Source organism: Cryptosporangium phraense (genome assembly GCF_006912135.1).
Lineage (GTDB): Bacteria > Actinomycetota > Actinomycetes > Mycobacteriales > Cryptosporangiaceae > Cryptosporangium > Cryptosporangium phraense.
On the sequence record NZ_VIRS01000001.1, the window covers coordinates 184,286 to 207,060 of the forward strand.

Genomic DNA, 22,775 nt, shown 5'->3' on the forward strand with positions numbered 1-22,775 from the left:
CGCACGGACGCTCACCATCCTTCACGTCTGCCGTGGACCGGCGTCTTCGGTGAGCGCGTTCTGGGCGAGCTCGTAGACCTCCTGCATGCCCTGGTGCTTCGCCGTCGCGATGGCCTGCGCGAGCTGGCCGGCGCTGAGGGTCACGACCTGGTCAGGGTCCTGTTGCCACTGTTCACGGCTGGCCACGACCAGCGCCGCGCCGGTGCCGAGGTCGAGGCCGGTCGCGTTCATGCTCAGCTGGTGCTCGGAGATGTGCTCCCGGATCGCGTACAGGATCTCCTGATCGGGCGTTTCCACGGCGACCTCCCTCTCCGGCGGTGACGCCCTCCACTTTCCCACGGGCCCACTTACTCAATCGACAGCGGATACTACGATCTCGTATCATCCGATCTCGTGGAATGGTCTCCTCTTCTCGCGCTCCAGCGCGCTACCCATGCGACGCTCCAGGTCCTCGCGACCGAGCTCGTCGACCTCGACCTCACCGCGTCCGAGATCAACGTGCTCGCGACGCTGGCCGACGACCGTCCGCGGACGGTGTCCGCCCTCGGCGCCGACGTCGGCTCGCGACCGACCACGCTGACGAGCGTCCTCGACCGTCTCGAACGGCGGGGACACATCACCCGCGGGCACCGTCCGGGCGACCGGCGGGCCGTCCAGATCGAGTTGACCGAGTCCGGCCGCGCGACGGCCGCGATCATCCGCACGGCGATCGCGGCGCTCGAAGAGCGCGCCCTCGGCGGGCTGCCACCGGAGGCGGTCGCGGGCCTGCGCGCCGGGCTGGAGGCACTGGCCCGATGACCTTCGAATCGCTGTTCGCCGAAGTCGCGCCGGACGGCCGCCGGTTCGGCCATCGCGAGCACGTGCACCTGACCTGGCTCGCCGTACGCGCCCACGGCGTCGGACCCGCGGTCGACCTGATCGGCGACGGCATCCGGAGCGCGGCGCCGTCCAGATACCACGTGACGATGACGCGGGCCTGGGTCGAGCTGGTCGGGTTCCACCTCGGCGAGGAGCCGTCCTTCGAGGCGTTCGCCGCGCGGAATCCCGCCCTCCTCGACACGCGGCTCCTCACGCGTTTCTACTCGCCGGCCACCCTGGACTCGCCGGCCGCCCGTACCGGCTGGGTCGCCCCCGACCGCGAGCCGTTCCCCTGGACCGACGACACTCGCTGACATGCGCGCAGCGGTGTTCGAGCAGTTCGGCGGCCCGATCTCGATCGCGACCGTGCCCGACCCCACCCCGGCGCCGCACGGCGTGGTCGTCGCGGTCGAGGCGACCGGCGTCTGCCGGAGCGACTGGCACGGCTGGCAGGGTCACGACGACGACGTCTCCGTACCCCACGTGCCGGGTCACGAGCTGGCCGGCCGGATCGTCGCGGTCGGGTCCTCGGTCGTCTCCTGGCGGGTGGGGGACGCGGTCACGACCCCGTTCGTCATGGCCTGCGGGTCGTGTCCGGAGTGCTCCGCGGGCGCCCAGCAGGTCTGCCGCCGTCAGACCCAGCCCGGTTTCACCGGGTGGGGATCGTTCGCCGAGTTCGTGGCCCTCGACCACGCCGACGTCAACCTGGTCGCGCTCGACGGCCTCGACCCGGCGTCGGCGGCCGCGCTCGGCTGCCGGGTCGCGACCGCGTTCCGCGCGGTGCTCGACGTCGGCGCGGTGCGGGCCGGGGAGTTCGTCGCCGTGCACGGGTGCGGCGGCGTCGGCCTGTCGGCCGTCGCGATCGCGGTGGCCGCGGGTGCGCAGGTGATCGTCACTGATCCTTCTCCGGACGCCCGCCAGCTGGCGCTCGCGTTCGGAGCGTCGCAGGCTCTGGACCCGGCCGACGCGGCGGCGATCCCCGACCTGACCGACGGCGGGGCGCACGTCTCACTCGACGCCGTCGGGCACCCGGCCGCGTGCGAGGCGTCGATCCGCGGCCTGCGCCGGCGGGGGCGGCACGTCCAGGTAGGGCTGTTGCCGCCGGCGGGCGGCCGGCCGGCCGTGCCGATGGACCGGGTGATCGCGTACGAGCTGCAGGTGCTGGGCAGCCACGGCCTGGCTGCGCACGAGTACCCGCGGCTGCTCCGCCTGGTGCGGACGCCGTCGTTCCCCCTGGATCGCCTGGTGACGCGCCGGCTGCCGCTGGACGCGGCGCCGCAGGCTCTGGCCGACGTCCCGGCCGCGGGCACGGCGGGCATCACGGTGCTGGAACCCTGACGCCGGAGCCGCCGCTTCGGGCGCGTGGTGACCTTCCGCGTAGTGATGGACGTAAGTTCTGGGCAGCAATTTCGCCCGCCGCGACCGCGCCGATCACGGCCACTGCGACACCGGCTACCTCGGAGCACCGACTTCACACGCTCCGGGCTCTCGCGGCCGGCCGGTCCGCTCGCCGGCGCCAACCCGAGCCCCAGTGTGGCCAGGGCATAGCCGGCCTCGGCTCAGCCGGGACCACCGAGGGTGTCGGAGGAATAGGGCACCGGTCATGATCTGGCCAACCTCGACTCCAGACGTTTCCCCAGATTCTTGATCGTGCACGGCAGCTTCGGCGTCGTCGTGCAGGAGACCGAGGAAGCCGCTGCCGCTAGGGGCGAACCTCCAGGCTGCATAGCCCGAGCCGCCCCGGTCCCCCTGCCGGGGCGGCCACCGCCATTCACCCGACGACCTGCTCGCCGTTCTCCAAGTACAAAGTTCGGCCGGACCCAGCGGCCACCAGCGCCGCGCGCACACGACGGGCCAGCAACGGCGACATCCGCGCATCCACCTCGTCGACGGTGCACCACCGCCAGCCGCCCAGCTCCTCCGGCGGCAAACAGATGGCGCTGGTGTCCACGCCCTGACCGCCGTCAAAGACGAACATCATGCCCTCGGTCCGGCTCTCCCGCGGCGGCACCCAATCCGACACCAGCAGCCGGCCCGGCCGGACCAGGAGACCGAGCTCCTCCCTCACCTCACGAGCCGCCGCCTCATAAGGGGACTCGTTCGCCTCGACGGCTCCTCCCGGAAGCTCCCAATAAGGCTTGTAAGTAGGCTCGACCAGCAGTACACGGCCCAGGTCGTCAATGAAAGCCACCGCCGCGGCGGAGCGCTTGGTCGCCAGAGTCGCGGTGTAGTCGGCAGCCATTCGGGCAGATTAGCCAACTCGCACCACCATGTGTCCCTGAAGCGGGCCGTTGCGCCAAGCGCGCCAGCGCGGCGTCGTCACGCCCACCACCGCTGCCGAGTCTTCGGCCATTCCAGTAACTGCGCCAGCGCACTGTGCGGGCCGGGCCGACGGCGGAACAGTCGTGCCATCACGCGGGGTCGCTGCGCCCGAGGCTGACGGGACCTCTAGTAGGAACACCAGGCGGATCGACCTGACCGCCTCCCGGCGTCGACTCGTGAATCTTGGCTATCTGCATCCGGACCGCTGGCAGGCCGTAGCGGACCATGGTGCCGGCTACTTCGTCCGCGACCTCGGCCACATGATTGGCCGACTCGAGGCAGAACCAGGGGTCGGCGCCGGGGCGTAGGGAAGTCTGGGTTTGCCTTGCGCTCGCGCTCCCAAACGTATCGGTCGACGACCGACAGGTTGACTAGGAATCGCAGTCGAGAACCGAAGCCTTAAAAGCGATTTTGGACGCCCATCGCAGCGATTGCCCGCCCATCAGGCAGGACGAAACTTGTTCCAGATCCGGTCATTCCGGCAGCCCTGAGCTGTGGCGCGATCAAATCGCGCCACATTTCCCTGTTGACCGTGCGGAGGTCCTTCATGTGAATTCGTCCCGGGCCTGGTACCGGTGGCAGGTCGTGCGCTCTTGGATTCGGCGCCGGTGGCTCTCGGCGCCTGCTCAGCTCAGCTGGGTTATCCAGCCTCGGATGAGGATTACCCCCCGATCGTCGGCAGCGAGGTCGTAGCCCTGTGAGCGGCACCACAGTTGCTAAACGGAGGTGTCCGCTCGCCGGGGCAGCTGGGAAAGGATCGTCGGGTCGTCGATGCCCTGGTCGTCGAGGAGTAGGAACGCCTTCGACAGGATTAGCGACAACAGCCGGTCGTCGTCGAAGGGCAGCAGCACCTGTGGGCCCTGTCCGGCGCCCGGAACGATGCACAGATAGCTGTTCTCGGGCTCCACCAACACGTTCCCGGAGCCCAGATGGATGCGGTAGCTCGACAGGTTGCCATGCACCCGCAGATACCGACCGGTCAGCTCGGCCCGTCCGGCGAGCCTGGTGCGGGGCAGGAGCCGGGTGAGCGCGTCCCGGCGGACCTCGGCCGAAGGGCTCAGCTCCGCGTCGACCGCGGTGTGCCAGTAGGTGACGAGCGGTCCGTCGCCCCGGTCGTACCAAGCTGGATCGGTGGCGATGGAGGCGACCCCGACCGCCAGGTCGACATCGCGTAGGGCCTCCGAGAGCACCAACCTCGGCACTTCGGCCAGGTCTGCTGCCCGCCATGCGGTGCCGTCGCGGCGGCCGAAGCGCACCTGGTCGGTGGAGCAGAACTGGGCGACGTCGTCGTGTTGCTCGACCAGCGCGTAGCGGAACGACGCCTGCCAGGTTCCGGCCCCGAGCTTCTTGACCGCGGTGCCCTCGTAGCCGTCGTCCCAGTAGCCGAGCGCCTTGACGTCCCAGCCACGGCCACTGAGCAGCGCGGCGGCCTGCCGATAGTTCAGGATGTGCCCGGCGAACCGGTTGGAGTACGAACGGGTGGCTTCCTCGGCGGGCGTGAGCGGGTAGACCTCGCGGAAGATCTGTTTGAGCGGCTGACTGACGCCCTCGGCTATGAGCCGGTCACGCCAGGCCGTCACCTCCTCGGTGGGAGCGGAGCCGGGATGCCAGAGCCGGACGGGCGTGCCGGCGTGCGGCGTCACCACGCGGTGGGTCAGGTCTTCCAGCTGCCAGGCTCCGGTTCCGGATGCTCGCGGACGCACGGTGTGTTCACCGATCCGCCAGAGCAGGCCCTCGGCGAAGACGCCCGTGACCGGATGGGCGAGCAGTTGGGACCGCCAGGTGTCGAACGTCCAGGTGCGTTCGGCCGAAAAAAGGTCATCCACCCGGCGGCGCTCGGCCGCAAGGGTGGCCCGCATGGCCTTTACCTCGGCGCGGAGCGCTGCCACGGCGTCGGTGTGCTCACGACGGACGGCAGCCGGTGCGGTTTTCAGGGGCTTGCCGGCCCGGCTGAACTCCAGCCTGACGTCGCGGACCGCGTCGATGGTGATCGTGGCGGCGTACTCACCCAGGTCCACGCTCAAGCGGCGGTCGGTGTCGAGGCCGTGATCGGGGACGGCCAGTTCGAGGTAGCTGTCAAAGGTGAGGCCGGCCCGCTGAGCGGCGGTGGCGACCAGCGCGTCGATCCGGGCGCGGAGCGGCTTGTTCCGGACCGCGTCGCGGAGCCGAACCAGCGCCGGTCCCTGCGCGTCACGTGCTTCCAAGACGGCTACTGCCGCGGTGGCCAGTTTCGCTACCCGGGGAACCCCGGGGCCGCCCTTCGCGTACGGACGCCCAGCCGCCTTCGCGACCTCGGCCAGCAGCGTCGTGGTGGCCTCGTCGGGATCGGAAGCGGCGAGCCACACCAGCCCCCGCAGGGTCGTCGTCGACCAGTCGAAGAGCAATCGGCGCTCTGTCCAACCTTCGGCCAGGGTGATTTCCCGCTCGCGCTGACCGGTGAACAGCACCAGCAACTCACGCACAATCTCGGTGCTGCCCGGGACCGCTGCCAGCAGGTCGGTGCCGCGCCGCTGCCACGCGGCCGACGGCTTGCGTCCCTCGCCGAGTTCGTCGCAGTGGTCGAGCAGCGCGGACACGGCGGGATCACGGTCGGCGAGCAGCGCTCGGGCGGCTGGGGCGAACTCATCCTCGTCGTGATTGATCCCGAAGGGCCAGCGGTGTGCCGACTCGTCGGCCAGGCGGCCCAGGAGCGTCGCCACCTCCCGGCGCATGGTGCGCAACTCCGCGACGCCCATCCGGAAAGGACCATGCTCACGAAGAAAGCTGTCGACCGCCTTGAGGGCGGGCGCGAATGGTGCCAACGCCTCGGATGGTAAGGAAGCGGCCATCAGCAGGGGCAGGTGCAGGGCCGCGACGTATCCGAAGCCCGGCCCCCACCCGCCCTGGCTGGGGAATTGCGCGAGCGCCCAGCTCAGGTCGAACGCCGACCAGCTCCGCCCGGGGCGAGCGACGCGGGATAGCACCGATTCATCGCAGCGCCAACCCCGGTGGCCGTTACCCGAGCCCCGGGCCGACACCCGGCGATGCAGGCTCAGGCACATGCCGCGTAGCCCGTCCTCCTGTGCGCGCAGACGCGCTTCCAGTTCCCCGGCCGCCGTCTCCGGGTAGGGCGGACGCGGATAATGCCCCGAACCGTCCCCGCCCGCCCTGATGGCGGCGGAGACCGCCTCATCGACCGCGCTGGCCACGACGTCGGCACGTCGCGAGCCGCCCGGCCCGAATACCGGATCGGCGCCGGAAGCAACCAGCGCTTCGGCGTCGGGGATGAGCCCGCCGAAGATCAGTGGAGGCGTCATCAACCGCCGACCAAGGCGATCAGGCGGACGAACGAGATCACCGGATCGTCGCTGAGGTCGAGCACCTCGTCGAGGCTCTCGATCTGCCTATCCCCGACCAGCAGCACAAAGCCATTCCGGTCGAAAGCGGCCTCGGCGACCTCGGCCTGGCGCTCCCAGTCGACCGGCCGGCCCTCGTGAGCGGCCACCAACGGCATACCAACGTCGGTTCGCGCGGCCTCCTCGCGGACCCGCAGCCGGACGAGTTCGCGCGCGGTCAGCATGGCCGGTAGAACTTCCAGCGACGTCGTGGCCAGCGCCCGGCCAGTTGCTGTTTCATCCTGAAGCGTCACGGTTGCCACGCCACTACCTCCCTCAGCCCGCACTGTCTAGCAACCGGCTCTGACATTTTCGGCGGCGCACCACCCATGCGCGGCCAGCACGGTTGCTTGGGTCCTGGTGGACTCCAAGTCCGCTTGCGCCATCTTCACGTCCACGCGACGTCGAAGTGAAGGCACGAGGCGAAGGTTGCGGGTTATCCGCAACCGGCATCTACCTGCGATTCCTGTGTCTTAGAGTCGGCGAGCGCACCGGGTAGGCGGTCAGTGCCGTGGGTGAGAAAGGGCGTGGCGCTTGGTGGCTACTGCTCGGGTTCGGCTGGATGACGTCGCGCATTTGGTGCCGCCGTCGGTATCTCTCGCGTCCGGATCGGCGGAGATTCGGATGGTGGCGGTACCTGTCTTCAGAACCTGGGGTGGAGTCGTCTCTGGGCAGCATGTGACGATGCCGCTCGACGACACGGCCGAGGCGGAACAGCGTGGCTCCCTCCGGATCCACCGGGCACGGCAGGTGCACAAAGCAGTCGGGTTCGCAGTTCTCGTGTTGATCACCGCGCTGTGGATCTCAGCGTTATCGATGAGTGGCGCCCGCGTCGATCGTCTCCGTGCTGGCGATTGCCTGGTCAGCCCTATTCCTTGAAGTTGGCGTGAAACTGGGATCCAGAAACTTCGGGCAGCAGCCATATCTGGAGCGGGGCGGCGTCGTAGTGATCCGCCATTTGGACCGGACGGCTAGCGAGGAATGGCGACGGCTCAACGTTGACTATCTCTCGCTCGACGGATGAGAAATAGATGGGCCGAGGCCGAGGCATTCGACTCTTCCGACGGCGGTGCTAGAAGTCGTCGCGTTGAGTGAAGCAGTGACATTCCGTCTGCCTGCTCAGCAGGCTGCTCCTTCCATCAACAGCCGGTCCCGAGAAGCCTCCTCGGGGTGGTTACACGGCCGAGTCCGCCGAGCGGAGGTCGAATTGCTTGCGCGAAAGGCAGGTATGACGTCCTCGAACCCTGAAGTGGGCGGGCGACCCCCGATGCCGGGTCCATCAACACGGGCTACCGTCGACCGCGTGCCCGAGCCGAAGTCAACGCCAGCCGATGGCGAGGAGCGCTGGCCTTTCCGCATCGTGGTAAACGTGCTGGCGACACCTGAGCAGGTGCAGCGACTTCAGTCGGTACTGGGCGAGGCGCTGTGCGCGGCGCCGGAGAACCACCCGGGGCCGTGTCGGATCGCGTGGTCGATGGCCTCCGCCGGCGGCGACGAAGGCGCGCTCGACGGTTCCTACGGTCTGGACCGGGACGAGGCGGTGTTCATCCGGGAGGAGCTTGGGCCGGTACCGGTCTGGCCACGCGAAGACGTCGATCGCAGCCTCGAGCTGTGACGCATTGCTGATCGGCAGGTGGCTGGCTCTGTTCGCGAGATGTGACCGGGTTCGCTCGTCAGTTCTGACCGCAGTCGGTGGGCGGTCAGGCTCTGGATGTTCGTGAGAAACGACCGCAGACGCGTGGCCCGACGGCGGAACTTCGGCGGGTTTGTACGACAGGACGGTGGGGCACCGAGCGACCTAAGTGGCCCTTCGCAGTGAGGAGTTTGCGACCGTGCGTCGGGTGCTGTTCGTTCTCGCGGCCACTTCGTGCGGTATCGGCCTCCTCATTTTGTTGAGCGCCGGGACAGGCGCGGGCACTCCGTTTGGCGTCGGATTCGCCGTGCTGTTGGTGCTGGGCAGCGTCATCGGTAGCCGGTGGGGTCGGGGGCCGGTGGCGCGTGGCGTTCGGGCTCCGCAGCTGGTCGCGGCCGGGGCAGCAGGCCTCGTGTTGCTCCTTGCGGCGGCCGCCTTGTGCCTGTGGCGGCCCGGCGCGGTCGCCGGTCTGCCGATCTGGCCATTTCTGCTCTGTATGGCGATCAGTGGTTGGTTGATGGTGCTGGTCGGGATGATGGGCACCAACAAGAGTTCCGTGAGCGAGTGATCAGCGGCAGAGCGCCGGAGGCAGTCGCGGGCCGGCTGTCGCGCAAGTACCCGGCTGCGGGCAGAACTCGCGAACATCAACGTCGAAGGTCGGCCACTGCGGTCCAACCGGACGAGTAAACGCGGTCAAAACTGACGAGCAGAACCATGTGGCCGCGCCGCGGAAGCCGGACAGCCTCTACCTGGAGGCGACGCTGGCCTGGGCCGACCCATCGGTCGGGTTGACGCGACCGCGATGAGTTGGGAGCAGGACGGCGCGCAGGCTGGCGGTCACCGTGGTGCCCGTCAAGCCGCCGGTCGCGGGGACGGCGGGGTCGCTGTGGATGGTGACGTCGCCGGCGTGGAGGGCGGCCCGCGCCCGCATGGCCGGGATGCCCAGTCCCCCGGCTTCGCCGGGTGCGTCCTGTTCGTCGGAGTGACGCAGACCGAGGCCGTTGTCGCTGACCTCGAGGACCAGCTGATCGCCGTGCTGGGTGAGTCGGACGGCGACGTGGGTCGCGCCGCTGTGTTTGACGGCGTTGCTCAAGGCTTCCTGGGTGATCCGGTAGGCGGTCAGCGCGGTCGCCAGATCGACGGGAGCCTCGTCGGCCTTCGGGGGGCGGTAGGTGATCGTGATCTCGGGATGCCGCCGGGCGGTGCGGTCGGCCAGCGTCTCCAGGGCGGCGCTGAGCCCAAGTTCAGTCAGCACCGACGGGTGGAGGTCGGCGATGATGTCGCGCAGCGCGGTGATCTGCTCGGCCGCCACCGCGGCCCCGTCCTCGGCTGCTTTCCGCATCAGCCCCTCGTCGGTGCTCGCGGCGGCGCGCTCGAGGCTGCGTCGCAGATGAACGAGGGCCTGCAGGGTCTCGTCGTGCAGTTCGCGGCTGACGTGGGCACGGCTGTTCTCGACGGCCGCGGTGCGCATCCGCTCCCGGTCCTGACTGAACGCGGCGCGAAGTTCCGGCCAGGCCAGGACCGCCGCGACCGCGACCAGGACCAGCGCCGGGACGTAGAACGCCCGACCCACGCCCAGGCCAAGTACGTTCCGGTCGAACGGCAGGCTCGAGAGGGCCAGCGCGACACCGAACAGCGCCCCGGCCAGATACAGGATCCGGGTCCGCCGGGCCGCGCGTACTGCCAGACCCGCGGCGAGACCGGTGCCGACCAGCGCGACGATCAGGTCGAGGACGCGCGGGATCGGCCGGTGGTCCAGGCAGGCCGCGGTCACGAGGAGGATCACGCACGCGCTGGTCAGCCGCTGTCGCAGAGTCTGGGCCGCGCGCGGACCGCTCACGGATGGTTCGGGTGACACGACCTCATCGAACACGAGAATTGGTGCTCAGCGAGGCGGTTGTGACTTGTTTGATGACCGCCGTGTAGTTATATCGCGACTTTCCGGATGACTTGCAGGTCACGACGGCAGGTGAGCCCGCGCGTACGCGGCGAGCTGTGCCCGGTCGACCAGCCCGAGACGGTTACGCAGGTCCGCGCGGATGGACTCCACCGTCCGGACGCTGACCGAGAGCTGCTGCGCGGTCTGAGCGTTGGTGTATCCGGCGGCCCACAGCCGGATCGCGGCCTGTTCCCGCTCGCTCAACGCCGGGGAGGCCGGTTGTGGGCCCCGAGCGAGCCGGACGGCCAGCTGCGGCTGCACGTACTGCCGGCCCGCGGCCACGGCGGCGACCGCGGCGGCGAGCTCGGTCGCCGGAGCGTCCTTGAGCACGAAACCCGCTGCGCCGGCCGCGAGGACCGCGCGAACCACCGGAAGATCGTCCTGCGCGGAGAGGATCAGGATCGGCACGGACGGCGCGGCCCGGCGCAGCTCAGGCAGGTGCCGCAGCGCGTGCCCATCCGGCAGATTCAGATCCAGGATCAGCACGACCGGGGCCGCCCGGCCGGTGAGGATTTGGTAGGCCCCGGAGAGCGATCCGGCTTCCGCGACCACCGGGTGACCGGCTTCAGTGAGGAGCAGTCGGGTCCCGGCCCGCGTCGTGGGATGGTCGTCGACCACGGCCACGCTCACACCCGAGAGTGGGGCAGCTGGTGATGCGCGGTCGGTCATGCCGGGACTCTAATCCGCTCGATAGCCATCACCACGGAGGCGAATCGGCTGGGGATCGTCGGACGTGGAGAGCGCGAAGCGCCGCGGTCAGCTGGTCGTGTCCCTGCTGGGTACCGATCCCCGCGCGGGCATTGGGATGCTCGCCGTAGTAACGGATCGCATGAGCGAGAAAGACCGGGTCGATGAAGATCCGCCGCTCAGCGATCCAGAACCGCTCGTATTCGGCGGGTACCGGTGGGAAAGGCGACAGTGGGGTGGCGACCGGCCAGCGCGGTCGGTTGAGCAGTAGCCAGATTCCCCGGTTCTTGCCCGAGGGCGGTGGCGGACCTCCCGGCGCAAGGGCGTCCCAACTCAGCGTATGGATGGAACCCTGGGTCAGGCCACTGGCCCAGCGAATCGCGAGCCCGTCACTGCTCAGCGTCACGAACGGCCGGCGGAACAACGTCAGCCAAGTCGCGACGGCCAGCAGAACGACGGCCAGCACGACGAAGACGCCGGCAACGACCGCCCGCACCCAGAACGAGTCCACGGGCACACGGCCGATCACGAGCAATCCCCCGGCCAGAGCAGCGAAATACGGGAGGGCTGCGTGATCCAGGAGCCGGGTCGGCCCGACGAAGACTGCCCGTCCGCGTTGGCGACCGAGCATGAATGCTGCGGGACGCCGTCGGGAGACGCGCCAGAACATCGCGACGTGGAGGCCGAAGAAGACCAATCCGACCGCGTACATCGGGAGGAATAACCCAGCCGACCAGTACTCGCCGCGCAAGGGACCCACGAAGAGGACCTTGATGAAGATGCCGACAGCCAAGGCCGCTGCGCTGAAGGCCAGCGTGACCGTCCGGCTTCGCCGTACCACTGCGGCCACGGCCGACGGGGTGACCTCCTCGGTCTCCAGCGCCGAAGGCAGGGCGGACGGCTTGCAGTGGGTCACCCGCCGAAGTATCGGTCGGCGATGGCTGCGACGGGCGATGGGTCGCGAAAGTTGCGGGAAACCCGCACTACCTGCGTGACCACGCCGAACGCGCGTGCGGGGCGCCACGGCGGGCGGTCTTCGACTCTCTCAGCCGACGGACCGTTCCCCTGGACCACTGTTACTCGATCGCTCCTGGCAGGTCGTGGTGAGCGGCCAGTGTCGGCAGCTTTGGCGACGGTCGCAACCGTACGGCAGCGCCGTCACCATCCGGAGGCTCATTGCTCGGGATGCCCTCGAAGGCGAAGTCGGCGTCGCGGGCATCGACGGGCTCCGGATCGGGCAAGAGGAGGCGTGTAGCCAGGTCCGTCGCGTCGGCGAGCGAGTATCCGTAGAAGTCCAGCCGGACCCATCCGCCCCGGCCGCGGTTGACCACCTGCACCCGTCGCACACCCGGCAGGAACATTCGCGCATGCGGTCCGGTCGACACAGCAAAGTCGTTGAGGAACCGGAGCGCCTCGCGCCAGGACTCGCCCCCGCTCACGCCCCGGGCTCGCTAGTCGATCGCGCTGGGTTGTCTCGTTGCCGGTCCCGACGCCACTCGCCGACAAACCGAACGAACCAGCCGACCGCGATAGACGTAAATAGAGCGAGCAGCAACGCGTATCTGACCGTGTCTGTCGCCCAGGCCGCGGCCCGGTAGCTGTCCGCGAGGCTCCACCCGAACCGAATCGCAGAGACGACGCCCAGACCGGCCACCACCGCCGTGAACCAGGGCCTCCGGTAATCAAGACGTCGCACCTGGCATCTCCTTGCGTTCACCGCCAACGCGCCGAATCGACCGCCGCGCGCCTAAGCACACGTCGACACTACGAAGGGGCTTCGTTGGTCAGGACCCTTTGCGGACAACCCGCAGCTTCCGCAGGACAGGGCAGCATCGCCCGGGCACCCGGACTAACTCCGTCCGGACTTCAACTCGTCATCGCTGTCAAACTCGCCGGCCCGCACACGATCCACGAGCTCGCCTATCCGCGCCCCAGGCTCAACCCCAGCCGGTAGCACCTCCTTAAGGAGTACCTTGACGCGGCCTACCGGACCCCACCGCGACCCTTCGACCCGCAGAACACCCACCTTCCATCGTGCACGGTGGCCCCAGGCCCGCTCAAATATCACCGCGAGCAGAAGGGCTACCAGCATCAATGCAAGGCCCGATAGATCGGTCGCTCCTCCGTCGAACACGCTGCGGGTCAATGACTCGTATCGTTTGACGCCGCGTACCCAGAAGACCCATGGGGGCCGTTCGACCCGGACGTCATGATCGCTCGGCTCGAACCCCAATTCTCCAGGCAACTCACTGAACGCCACCGCGTCCGCCTCTCACGGTCGACCCGCCAGGGTATTCGCCTCGGATGCGCACACGACATTCAGTTCGGCCGGCCTCTTCAAATTCTGACGGAGGCGAGACCTCGGTTCGGCTTACCGACCGCGGGTGCTCGTCACGACGGGTGGTCCGCCGATGTTCATTTTGACGGGCGCGCGCCTGTCGGGAGACCAAAGTCCGGCGATCTCTCAATCCCGAAAGTCGGCGCACACCGTTCGCTGGAAAGTGGTAGCCGGCGTACGCGCAATCCGCTCGGCACCTTTCCGGAATTGGAGATATAAAACCTCTCCCGGCGAAATATCCCGCAGCTCCTCTACGGTAAAATCTACGGATAGAGTGCTCCACTTGCTGCTATCCGTCCCGCCGAAAATCGAGTACACCGTGTTGGGCTGGAGCACGTCCAGAGGGTGGTCTGCCGTCCAGCCGGTCGGCGGAGCGATCAACGAAACCGCCGCATACCGACGAATTCTTTGGTCGCTATCCCAATTGCCTAGCGTGATCAACTTTTCGCCGTCGTCGCGGTATAGGACGACGCCGTCGATCCACCCCTTACAGACCGCTATGACGGCGACCGGCTGACCGGACGCATCCACGCTCACGCCGGTGAATCCGCCTTGCGGAACGCTGCAGCCCGATAAAGTCGCCAAAAGGCTCACAAGCCCGATCCTTGCCAGCCAGCGCCCGATCAGATCGATCCAGGCGCGGGGTCTGCCGACATTCTCGCGCGGCTCGGGCGGCGCGAAAAGCAGGATTCGCTGGGCGCAGAGTCGGGCGACCGAACGATCAGAGCACCGCTCGAAACGACCCTCTTGATGCCTCCCTCGAGCCTGCCACCCACGGCTGCCATACCGGGGCGGCAAGGCACGCCCGCCTCGCCCTGGCACGATCATGCGCGAAGCGTAAGCAGAGTCTCTGCAATTGCCAGCGCCCGGAGCCGAAACTTGCGGGTCAACCGCAGCCAAGAGGCATGGTCTGTCCACCTCTTGACCGAATTTCGAGCCTTCCGCTAAGAGCGACTGCACGGATATTGCAACTCCTAGGTAGCCCGCTCGTTAAGCAGTCGCCGCCGCGCGAAGAAACCCCGATACCCGTCCAAAAGTCGCAAGCCGCAACCACCGTCACCGACGCCCATGGCCCAACGGCCGGTCGCTGTGAGACGGGCAACGGGAACCCTCGTAACCCGCCGGTCCGTCAGCGGTACGGCCATCGAGCCAAAGGTCGAGGACCTGGACCCGCCATCCCAGGTCTACGCTGGTCAGGAAGTTGCGGATAGTCCGCAACCTTGGACTTCATGCTTCCCCGGTCGAACGCTCGCGCTCGATACTGCGTCGAGTGACGATCGACCCGGTGACGCGCCGCAGCCGCCGAACGGCGCTGGTCTTCGGCGCCCTCGGAGCCGGCAGCGTCGCCGCTCTCTGGGCCGTGAGCCGCCGCCGACCCGCGAGTCTCGCAATCGGCCTGCGCCGAGGAAAACCGGCATTCGTTGCGCCGAGCACTCCGGTGCTCCGCGGATCGCTCGTCGTCACCTCTGCCCCGTTCGCCGCGCTTCTCGCGACGTCGCCCTTCTTCGCCGCACTGTTCGACGGCACCACCCGCGTCCTGTTTCACGCAGCAACCGCGTCTGTGGCCATCGTCGGTCTGGGACTTCACATCTGGACGCTCTACCGAGCCGCGCCGCTCCGTATCACCCCGGATGCCATCATCGCCCCGCTGCGACGCCGCATCCCGTGGGACGCACTCGCGCCTGACGGCCCCAGCTCGCGGTCCGCGCGCGGCACCACGGTGTGGCTGCTCGTCCGGACCGCGGCCCCCGACGGCCGACCTGACGTCCGCGTCGCCACCACCCGATATTCAATACCGCCGTGCTCCCGAGACCTGCGCGACGTCTACGTCGACCCGGCGCTCCCCGGCGCCGCTCTGCGCTACTACCGCGATCACTCCGGCGCCCGCCCGTCGATCGGCCCACCTGACGGATTCCAACGCCTGCTCACCGCGCTCGCCCAAGACGTCCCCCGCGTGGCCGCGACACTACTGCACGGGCGCTGAGCACGATGAGAGCCGACCCCGTGACCCGCCGCAGCCGACGCATCGCCTTACTCTTCGGCGTCCTCGGCGCGGGCGGATTTACTGCGTGGCATCTCTGGCCGACCGAACAGCTCTACGCCCTGCCGGTCTGGATCATCGTCATCCCTGTCGGCCTTGTCCCGATTCTCGTCGGGATCTACATGGCCCTGTTCTGGTCGGCGAACCGCAGGCCACCGGCCGGCCTGCAGATCGGCCACCGACGCGGCACGGCGATGTTCCTCGCCCCGAGCACCCCGCTGATCCGCGGAGCCGTGTTCCTCCTGACCACGCCGTTCCTGGCCGGTCTCGTCACTGAACACAGCTTTACCGAGCTAACCACCGGTGCCGCGAAAACGGTCGTTTGCGCTCTTCTCGTCCTCGTCGCGATCGGGATCACCGGCGCGCACGTCTGGTTGTTCTACCGATCAGCGCCGCTCCGTCTCACCGCCGAGGGCGTCGTTACTCCGCTCGGCCGCAGGATCCCGTGGGACGCCTTCGCGCGCGACGGGCCTAGCTCCCGGTCCGTCGAAGGCAATACGGTCTGGCTACTCGTCCGCCATGCCACCCCCGGCGGCCGCCCCTACACCGGACCAGTACTCGCAGCGCGGACGCCGACCTACGAGTGGTACCCGCTCACCCTCGACGGCATCTTCATCGACCGTCAGTTCCTCGCGGCCGCGCTGCGCTACTACGCCGAGCACCCGGACGCTCGCCCCACGATCGGCACCGCTGACAGCTACCACCGCCTACTGACCGCGCTCACCAACTCGAGGGTGACCACCGGCAACGCGGCCGCCCACCAGCCGGGCGCATCTCCCCCGTGATGACGCCGACGGCCTCGTGCCCACGACGTTTTAGGGCGGCCGGCTCCGCGACGACCTGACCACCACGATCGTCCGCTGAGCGACGAACGGTCATGCTCACCAGCCCGAGACGCTCATTCCGCGGCGCAGGCTAGCCCGAAGACGTGACTTCGCAATCCGGTACCGCAGTCGGGGCAACCAACCGGACTCAGGGGTGAGCCCCATACGCGTGCGCAGAAGTTCCTCCTCCGTACGCAGACCCTCGCAAAACAGTGCGCGGAAGTCGACGAAGCTCATGCCCGCCCTTCAGCCATCCGAACGGAAAGCCGGTGCTCGTCCGGGATCGCCGGCGGCTCATCCGCTGCCGTGGACCAGGCCACCCCGCCCCGATGCCTCGCCCACTGCAGTGCCCTACCGGGCGGCTCCTGAACGTGGCTGTAGAAGACGTCCATACCCATCCGCTCCGCCGTCATCGATGTCCGCCCCAAGCCATCCGGATCGCGGGTGAGGTCCCAGTCCAGGCCCAATACCAAATCCCGCGTCGGGCCGTGCTGGACGAAGAGAACGCACAACGCACCGCACTCGTACCGGCCCGGGTCGACCCAGCTCGCGAGGATCCGCACGCTCGGGTCCGCCTCCAGCCGGGCGGTCTCCAGCATTGCTCGCCGCACAGCCTCCCCATAAACCGACCGATCCTGTTCCGATTCCACGTCGACGGGCCTCCCGGTGCGCGCCACCGCGTTACTACGCCGGCCGTTGGGTGACTCTGGCGTAGGCAGCGCCCCGCTCAATCTTCGACCGCGACGCCCAACCGCGCCCCGGGCTCGTTCTCGATCCCACGTCAGTGGTCCGCCCACGGCTCGACGTACCGCATCCGCCCTGGCTCCAGATCGAGCCGGCGGATCTCGTCGTCGAAGCGACGCAGTTCGTCATCGGTGAACTCGAAATACAACGCCTGGCCGCTGTCGGCCATGGTGAACACCTCGAACTCGCCGCCGCGGAGGGACCCGTCGGTATGGCGCCCGTAGCCGTCGGCGCAGATCATCCACGGACCGAGTGTCTCGACGAGCCGATACTCCTCGTCCTCACGCGGATCCAGATCGACGATCCACCCACCCGGCGCCCGCGCCGCACCTAGCTCTGCGAGCCGTGCAAACGGACCCGTCAGCGATTCCGGCAACGTCGGCCAGTCGGAGAGCACGGACATCTGCATGGTCGCCACCACCGGCCGGACGATCTCCAGCGCCACCGGCACCAGTAGTAACAGCTCCCCCAACGGCACGTCGTCGGTCAGCAGCGCGCAATAGCGCCGACCACCTTCCACCCACCTCTTGCCTCTCACGCCACCGGACCGGGAAGCGGCGGTAGCACAGCCAGCGAAAAGGCATCCCGGACCAGCCCGAAAACGAGCAAGAAATCCTCCTCGACGCTCGCCCGCAACCGGTCCGAGGTCGGAGCCGTCATGCGCTCGATCCCGAAGTACACCACTGCCTGCGCACGGCGCTTGCCCCCACGGGCTCGAGGCTTCTCGAACTCGTCGGGTTCGAAGGCGTACCGGAAGTTCAGCTCCAGGTCGGGTATGCCCGCCGGCTTCCACCAGGCCTGCCACGCCGGGTCCTTCACGATCGAGTCGTGAACCATGTCTTGCGCGGTCGAATGCGCGCGGAAGCCGTCCTCTCCGACGCGCTGCCAGCCGATGCCGTAGCTGCTGTGCAGTTGCAGCCACGGCGGCACCCACGGATCGTCGTCGTGGGGCTCCTCCGTGCCCCAGGCCTGCCAGTTGCTGCCGGTCTCGTAACTGAGCGGGGTTTCGTGGTCCCACGCCAGATCGGTCGCCCGCTCCCACGCGTCCGGAGCGACCGAAAGCAGGAACTCCCCGTCCATCGCGTCCAGCGTCGTCAGCAGCGCCGCCGGATCGATCAGGGCCCGCTCGTAGACCGCGCGCCCCGCGGCGACGGTGCCGGCCCGTACGTAGAGAAACGAGTCGTCGGACAGCCCCAGCGACTCGCCGGACTCCGGATCGACCAGATCCTGTTCGGCGTGCGCCGGCGTGTCCAGCCGATACAAGACCTCCGCCAGCTGATCGGCGAAGCTTGTGATCTCGGCCTCCGGACGCGTCGCGAGCACGGCGGTCAGCCGTTCGATCGACTCCTCCGTGACCACCCCACCCAGCTGCCTCACCAACGACCAGAACTCGTCCTCCGTCACGCACGGACCGTAGCCACAGCTCACAGCGCCACACCAGCGAAACTGGGAAGCTGCGGAAAACCCGCAGAGCCCGCTTCGTCCGCGGCCGTCGACCTCTGGTGGTCGCCGCGGAATGGGGTAGTTCTCCGATATGAGAATTCGGGCGAATGCCCTGCTTGAACGTGCGGGATCGCTCGCCCTCACCTACTCCCAGGTCGGCGCAACCGCGAGCCAGGCCCCGCCCGGCTACCGGTTCTTCCGTCGCCGTGAGCGCGTCAGCGACCATGCTGCGGACTTCGACCGCGCCGTGACGGCGCTCCGAGGCTGGCAGATGCACCGGGGCGCGGGCCTGACCGTCCTCGCCGACGGCGACGCACGGCTCGGTTCCCACGTCGTCGTCGGCTTCGGCCCCGCCCCTTTCACCCTCCTGGCGCCCTGCCGAGTCGTCGACGACATCGACGGCGACAAGCACAGCGGCTTCGCTTACGGCACCCTCCAAGGACACCCCGAAAGCGGCGAGGAGCGCTTCGTCGTGGAGAGAACTGCCGAAGGCGTCTTCTTCGAGGTCACCGCCTTCTCCAAACCGGCAACCCCGTTGGCCAGGCTCGGCGGGCCTCTCACCCGCCTCGTCCAGGACCGGGTCACCACGCGGTATCTCCGCTCACTGCGCCGAGCACTAGCGGAACCCCCAGGCAGGTAGCCCGAGACGTGCGAGCGACACGCTCCGCCCCTGCGTCGTCGCGACGACGTCGTTCTTGCCGACACCCCGGCCGGTTGGGCGTAGCGGATCGCGACGACTTTCCGGATCCGCTCCACACCTCGTGTGGCCGGCGCGTCCTAGGAGGGAGGCTTGCCCACCGAGAGGAGCGGCGTGTCGACGTTCGACGAGTACGTGGCGGAGCGGGGTGTCGCGCTGCTCCGGTTCGCCTATCTGCTCACCGGTGACCACCAGCTGGCCGAGGACCTCGTCCAGGAGTCGCTGGTCCGCGTTCATCGTCGCTGGTCGCGCATCCGGCGCACCGATCGGCCGGGCGCCTACGTCCGCCAGACGATCCTCCGCCAGTACCTGAGCTGGCGACGGCGCTCCTCGTCCTCGGAGATCCCGGTCGCGGTGGACGCCGACCGGTCCGGCGACGGTGACCCCGCCGACAGGGTCAGCGAGCGCGCCGCCCTGATGGCGGCGCTGGCCACGCTCCCACGGCAACAGCGGGCGGTGCTCGTGCTCCGGTTCTACGAGGACCGCGACGACGGCGAGATCGCCGCGCTACTCGGGTGCACGGCGGCCACGGTCCGCAGCCACGCCAGCCGTGGCCTGGCCCGCTTACGCGCCAACGCCGCGGCCGAGATCCGATGAAGGGAAGATCGATGACCGAGTGGGACGACGACGGGCTGAAGACCCTGCTGGCCGAGTGCGCCGAGGACGTCACCGAAGCTCCCGGGCTAGTGAGCGGCGTCCACGCCCGGCGCCGCCGCGCCCGCAGGCGCATGGTGGCGGCCGCGGTCGTCGCGCTCATCGTTCTCGCCGGGGGGATCCTGTTGTGGCCGCGCGCCGACGACGCCGACCGGTTGCAGGCCCTCGACCGTCCGTCCGGCGCCGTGCCGGGCGCGCCCGTCACGGTCGGCTGGCTCCCCGCCGGATTCGCCGAGCCCCACGCCCACCTCGCCGGCCCGGGAGCGTGGTCGATCGAGACCGACCGCGCCACGCCGATCGGCCAGCTCGCGATTCAGGTCCTCTCCGACGAACCGGTCCCCCGGACGAAGCCCGGAACGCTGACGAACATCACGCTCGACGGCACGCCGGCGACCCTCTACACCGTCCCGCAGCACGGTGCCGGTGCCCCGCCCTACACCGCGCTCCCGGAAGCCGAAGGGCCCTACCTCGAGCTGATCTACCAGCGGAAGCCCGGTCAGTGGATCCGCATCGTCGCCAGCAACAAGGCCGGCGACGTCCCGCTCGGGATCTCCGAGGACGACCTGCGCCGGGTCGCGGCCGGACTCGTCGACGGCGTCACGCCGATCGAGGACCTGGTCCGTTTCCGGTCGCTACCCGACGGCGTCGTGCTCAGCGAGATGTCGGGGTCCGCGCGCCTGGCCGAGGCGGCGTTCTGCCTGCCCGGCCAGGCTCCGGCACAGTGCGTTTCGAAGGGGCCCGGCATCGTGCTCACCGTGCAACTCGCGAACGGCTTCCCGCGCCCGTTCACCGATACGGCTGGCTGGCCGGCCAAGGCGATCCGGGTCGGCGACCGGACCGTCGACATGCGGCTCAACCCCGGTCTCGGCGAGATCGAGGCCCGGATGGAGCTCGCCGACGGCGTCGTCGTGTCGGCCTACCGGAGCAAACGGCTGCCGCTGAGCTGGGATCAACTGGCCCGGTTCGTCGCCGGGATCGACCCCGGCGACGATTTCCCGCGCTAGCGGATTGGCCTGTCCGCCGACGTGAGCGGCCCGCGGCTGTGAGAGGGAGTGCGAGCAGGCTGAGCGTCGGCCGAATCGGCTACGCCGACCACTCGTCAGTAGTGCGCAACGGCGTTCAGTCGCCGACGTAGCTCACGACCCTCGTGGGTGAGAATCTCGTTCTTGATCCGCATGAAGCGCGGCCGCACGCCCCGGTTGGGCGCGGCGCAGTGAACTATGGCCGGATGGCAGAAAACCATGTCGCCTGGCTCGCCGGTCAATTCGACAACCCTCAGCGGGACGCCGCCGACGAGTGTTTCGCCGGTCATGAAAGCGGCGGATCGGTCGGCCGGCGACGGCGCGTGACCGGTCAGCGCTCGGAGCCACGGGTGCGAGCGATGGAATCGCTCCCAGTGCGTCATTCCCGAACCGCGTCGCTGATCCGCAGATGATCCCGCTGCCTGCTGGAGCAGCAGACGATGGGAACCGGACAGGAGCAGCGTTCCACCGCATCCCGGACCCACCGACGAGACGAAGCTGACGACAAACAGCCCCTTCGGGCCATCAAGGTGCAGGTCGCAGGGATTGTCCCAATGCCAGAGCCGAGTCGGTACCTGCCAGACGCCCGGCTCGGGAAAGGTGACCAGGCAGCGGCCCCAATCTCTCGGCGTCCGCCAGGCACCCTTCCCGAGCAGGTCGTCGACGACGCCGCGTACCCGCCCGGTCAGGATTCTGGCCTGGATCGGGTCGCGCTTGGCGGCTCTCAGGTCCCCGGCAAAGGGTCGCCAACCAGAGCGGTCGTCGACATCAAAACCGTGTCTCTCTTTCAGCTCCCGCCACCAGCGCCGTTGCATCGCGAGCCCGTCAGCGGGCAAGAACGCGCGCTTGACCACCACATATCCGTCACGATCGAACCGCCGGACATCCGCGGGCGCGAGCGTGGCCAGGACTGATCGCATGAGGTTCCGTCCTCCTGGGCGGCGGCGCCCGCAGCAGACCGTCCACCCGGCCGAGGCCGCAGCACCCGATCTCCCACGGGGTCTTACCCCACGGCCCACCGCAAGGCGCAGTGAACGATGCCTGGACGATCCCAGGTCCCGGACGAACCTCCAACCACTTTCCCGGCCGGCCGGACCTACGGCCAGCGGCTCGATCCGGATCCGAGCGCTGCGCTCGCGCGGTGACGACCGAAGAACGTCGCCAGCGCCGACACTGATCTCCACATAGGAAAGAGCGAATGTTGCTCACCGATTGCCGAACCGGTCGGGGCCGGGGTCACACATCGCCACCGCAAGCTTCATGGTCGCCTCGGAGGCACGCGGCTGCGGCGTCGGCACGGCGTTGTGCCGCTTCGCGCTGGACTGGGCGAGAAGCCAGAACTACGCCGGGATGCAGTTCAACGCGGTGGTCGAAACGAACCTCGCGGCGGTGGGGCTCTACCACCGTCATGGCTTCGGGATCCTGGTTACAGTCCCCCGGGCATTCGCTCACCCGACCCGGGGCCGCGTCGGTCTGCATCTGATGTTCTCGGAGTTCTGAGTCAAGGCCCTGAACGCAACAAGGGTGGACGTCGGTGCGTCGCGCGGCCGCCCGGAACACGCATGTCGACTGTTACGAGCCGAACGTTCCCGGCGTCACGCCGCCGATCGAACGGTGCGCCGTTCCGCGCGAATCTGGTTCCAGGACGGGGAAACACCTTCCCGGCGAAACTCTCCGGAGGCTGGACGACATGAGCGGCTGCTACGACAACTCGTACCACTACTGCAACGACAACTACTCGTACGACTACGACTGCCGCCCGCGTCGTCGCCACCACAAGCGCCGTCACCACAACGACTGCTGGGACTACAGCTACTGCTCCTGATCCACCCAGCACCATCCCGGCCCGGACCGCGACACCGCGCTCCGGGCCGTTCCACGTCCACATTGGATTCGGGTTAGCGGAAGATCAACTGGATCGCCGCGATCAACTCCTTGGCTATCGTGACGAGCCCGACAACGACGCCGACCCACAACGAGGCGGCCTGAAGCCGGTCACGAGCGCGCGAGCCAGACTCGGGTGCTGGCGCCGCGGAAGCTACCGTCGCCGGTGAGGGCTTGGCAGCTACAGCGGCTAATTGCGCGGCGATGGTCACCGGCTCTGCAGGTGCTGGAGAAGGCGACTCCGATGGCTGGACCGGCGGCGGCTGGTGAGCCCGCTCGGGAGGAACGGTCTGCGGTCCGGTCGCGCGCCCGGTC

The 22,775-nt window shown here is 68.7% G+C and carries 25 protein-coding genes and 1 pseudogene; 12 read left to right on the plus strand and 14 right to left on the minus strand.

Annotated elements, in window-relative coordinates:
* Positions 1-21: 21 nt before the first annotated feature.
* On the minus strand, positions 22-297 hold the full coding sequence (locus FL583_RS00795) for a hypothetical protein (RefSeq protein ID WP_142702466.1): 276 nt from the start codon (positions 295-297) through the stop codon (positions 22-24).
* Positions 298-393: 96 nt separating this feature from the next.
* Here FL583_RS00795 and FL583_RS00800 point away from each other — a divergent pair, with 96 nt between their 5' ends.
* The 3 genes from FL583_RS00800 to FL583_RS00810 are packed head-to-tail and all read left to right on the plus strand — an operon-like array spanning position 394 to position 2,196.
* Positions 394-798, plus strand: a complete 405-nt coding sequence (locus tag FL583_RS00800) for a MarR family winged helix-turn-helix transcriptional regulator (protein ID WP_142702467.1) — start codon at positions 394-396, stop codon at positions 796-798.
* Positions 795-1,172, plus strand: a complete 378-nt coding sequence (locus FL583_RS00805; RefSeq protein WP_142702468.1) for a hypothetical protein — start codon at positions 795-797, stop codon at positions 1,170-1,172. The genes FL583_RS00800 and FL583_RS00805 overlap by 4 nt, the downstream gene beginning before the upstream one ends.
* Before the next feature lies 1 nt (position 1,173).
* Positions 1,174-2,196, plus strand: coding sequence for a zinc-binding dehydrogenase (locus tag FL583_RS00810; protein ID WP_142702469.1), 1,023 nt, complete (start codon positions 1,174-1,176; stop codon positions 2,194-2,196).
* Between the two features lie 433 nt (positions 2,197-2,629).
* Here the strand turns inward: FL583_RS00810 and FL583_RS00815 are convergent, their stop codons facing one another.
* The 3 genes from FL583_RS00815 to FL583_RS00825 all read right to left on the minus strand — a co-directional run bounded on the left by FL583_RS00815 (position 2,630) and on the right by FL583_RS00825 (position 6,808).
* Positions 2,630-3,100 (minus strand): NUDIX domain-containing protein, encoded by a 471-nt coding sequence (locus tag FL583_RS00815; RefSeq protein WP_142702470.1) that lies wholly within the window; start codon positions 3,098-3,100, stop codon positions 2,630-2,632.
* Between the two features lie 796 nt (positions 3,101-3,896).
* Positions 3,897-6,476 carry a DUF4132 domain-containing protein gene (locus tag FL583_RS00820; protein ID WP_142702471.1) on the minus strand — a complete coding sequence of 860 codons (2,580 nt, stop codon included), beginning with the start codon at positions 6,474-6,476 and terminating at the stop codon, positions 3,897-3,899.
* A complete protein-coding gene (locus FL583_RS00825) occupies positions 6,476-6,808 on the minus strand; it encodes a hypothetical protein (protein WP_205751746.1) in 333 nt (110 codons plus the stop codon). Before FL583_RS00825 ends, FL583_RS00820 begins: the two co-directional genes overlap by 1 nt.
* Positions 6,809-7,857: 1,049 nt before the next feature.
* On the opposite strand from FL583_RS00825, the gene FL583_RS00830 reads away from it, so the two are divergent.
* The gene (locus FL583_RS00830; protein ID WP_142702473.1) at positions 7,858-8,169 is read left to right on the plus strand and encodes a hypothetical protein; all 312 of its coding nucleotides are present in this window, start codon (positions 7,858-7,860) and stop codon (positions 8,167-8,169) included.
* 226 nt (positions 8,170-8,395) lie between these two features.
* The gene (locus tag FL583_RS00835; RefSeq protein WP_142702474.1) at positions 8,396-8,755 is read left to right on the plus strand and encodes a hypothetical protein; all 360 of its coding nucleotides are present in this window, start codon (positions 8,396-8,398) and stop codon (positions 8,753-8,755) included.
* A 177-nt stretch (positions 8,756-8,932) separates the two neighbouring features.
* Here FL583_RS00835 and FL583_RS00840 read toward each other — a convergent pair whose 3' ends face one another.
* The 5 genes from FL583_RS00840 to FL583_RS00860 form a co-directional block, all read right to left on the minus strand.
* Complete coding sequence (locus FL583_RS00840; protein WP_142702475.1) at positions 8,933-10,027, minus strand: sensor histidine kinase; 1,095 nt, start codon at positions 10,025-10,027, stop codon at positions 8,933-8,935.
* A gap of 117 nt (positions 10,028-10,144) precedes the next feature.
* A complete protein-coding gene (locus tag FL583_RS00845; RefSeq protein ID WP_142702476.1) occupies positions 10,145-10,795 on the minus strand; it encodes a response regulator transcription factor in 651 nt (216 codons plus the stop codon).
* A 28-nt stretch (positions 10,796-10,823) separates the two neighbouring features.
* Positions 10,824-11,729 carry a hypothetical protein gene (locus tag FL583_RS00850; protein ID WP_142702477.1) on the minus strand — a complete coding sequence of 302 codons (906 nt, stop codon included), beginning with the start codon at positions 11,727-11,729 and terminating at the stop codon, positions 10,824-10,826.
* Between the two features lie 160 nt (positions 11,730-11,889).
* Positions 11,890-12,252, minus strand: coding sequence for a hypothetical protein (locus FL583_RS00855; RefSeq protein ID WP_142702478.1), 363 nt, complete (start codon positions 12,250-12,252; stop codon positions 11,890-11,892).
* 1,025 nt (positions 12,253-13,277) lie between these two features.
* Entirely contained in the window at positions 13,278-13,979 is a 702-nt protein-coding gene (locus FL583_RS00860; RefSeq protein ID WP_142702479.1) for a hypothetical protein, read from the minus strand.
* A 442-nt stretch (positions 13,980-14,421) separates the two neighbouring features.
* Between FL583_RS00860 and FL583_RS00865 the strand changes: the two genes are divergently transcribed.
* Positions 14,422-15,135, plus strand: coding sequence for a hypothetical protein (locus FL583_RS00865; RefSeq protein WP_142702480.1), 714 nt, complete (start codon positions 14,422-14,424; stop codon positions 15,133-15,135).
* A gap of 5 nt (positions 15,136-15,140) precedes the next feature.
* Positions 15,141-15,977 carry a hypothetical protein gene (locus FL583_RS00870; protein WP_142702481.1) on the plus strand — a complete coding sequence of 279 codons (837 nt, stop codon included), beginning with the start codon at positions 15,141-15,143 and terminating at the stop codon, positions 15,975-15,977.
* A gap of 272 nt (positions 15,978-16,249) precedes the next feature.
* Here the strand turns inward: FL583_RS00870 and FL583_RS00875 are convergent, their stop codons facing one another.
* The 3 genes from FL583_RS00875 to FL583_RS00885 form a co-directional block, all read right to left on the minus strand.
* Complete coding sequence (locus tag FL583_RS00875) at positions 16,250-16,615, minus strand: hypothetical protein (RefSeq protein WP_142702482.1); 366 nt, start codon at positions 16,613-16,615, stop codon at positions 16,250-16,252.
* 182 nt (positions 16,616-16,797) lie between these two features.
* Positions 16,798-17,280: a hypothetical protein gene (locus FL583_RS00880; protein WP_142702483.1), complete on the minus strand. Its 483-nt coding sequence runs from the start codon at positions 17,278-17,280 to the stop codon at positions 16,798-16,800.
* Positions 17,281-17,294: 14 nt separating this feature from the next.
* Positions 17,295-18,164 (minus strand): DUF4240 domain-containing protein, encoded by an 870-nt coding sequence (locus FL583_RS00885; RefSeq protein WP_170323421.1) that lies wholly within the window; start codon positions 18,162-18,164, stop codon positions 17,295-17,297.
* Positions 18,165-18,294: 130 nt separating this feature from the next.
* On the opposite strand from FL583_RS00885, the gene FL583_RS00890 reads away from it, so the two are divergent.
* The 3 genes from FL583_RS00890 to FL583_RS00900 all read left to right on the plus strand — a co-directional run bounded on the left by FL583_RS00890 (position 18,295) and on the right by FL583_RS00900 (position 20,558).
* Entirely contained in the window at positions 18,295-18,843 is a 549-nt protein-coding gene (locus FL583_RS00890; protein WP_142702485.1) for a DUF1990 family protein, read from the plus strand.
* Positions 18,844-18,993: 150 nt separating this feature from the next.
* A complete protein-coding gene (locus FL583_RS00895) occupies positions 18,994-19,497 on the plus strand; it encodes a SigE family RNA polymerase sigma factor (RefSeq protein ID WP_205751747.1) in 504 nt (167 codons plus the stop codon).
* Between the two features lie 11 nt (positions 19,498-19,508).
* Positions 19,509-20,558 (plus strand): hypothetical protein, encoded by a 1,050-nt coding sequence (locus FL583_RS00900; RefSeq protein WP_142702486.1) that lies wholly within the window; start codon positions 19,509-19,511, stop codon positions 20,556-20,558.
* A 95-nt stretch (positions 20,559-20,653) separates the two neighbouring features.
* On the opposite strand, the gene FL583_RS00905 is transcribed toward FL583_RS00900, so the two are convergent.
* Positions 20,654-21,496 carry a phytanoyl-CoA dioxygenase family protein gene (locus tag FL583_RS00905; protein ID WP_142702487.1) on the minus strand — a complete coding sequence of 281 codons (843 nt, stop codon included), beginning with the start codon at positions 21,494-21,496 and terminating at the stop codon, positions 20,654-20,656.
* Between the two features lie 298 nt (positions 21,497-21,794).
* On the opposite strand from FL583_RS00905, the pseudogene FL583_RS00910 reads away from it, so the two are divergent.
* A pseudogene (locus FL583_RS00910) lies at positions 21,795-22,076 on the plus strand (N-acetyltransferase family protein); the annotation flags it as partial.
* A gap of 190 nt (positions 22,077-22,266) precedes the next feature.
* The gene (locus FL583_RS42235; protein WP_276611514.1) at positions 22,267-22,401 is read left to right on the plus strand and encodes a hypothetical protein; all 135 of its coding nucleotides are present in this window, start codon (positions 22,267-22,269) and stop codon (positions 22,399-22,401) included.
* A gap of 73 nt (positions 22,402-22,474) precedes the next feature.
* On the opposite strand, the gene FL583_RS00915 is transcribed toward FL583_RS42235, so the two are convergent.
* Positions 22,475-22,672 carry a hypothetical protein gene (locus FL583_RS00915; protein ID WP_142702489.1) on the minus strand — a complete coding sequence of 66 codons (198 nt, stop codon included), beginning with the start codon at positions 22,670-22,672 and terminating at the stop codon, positions 22,475-22,477.
* Between the last annotated feature and the right edge of the window lie 103 nt (positions 22,673-22,775).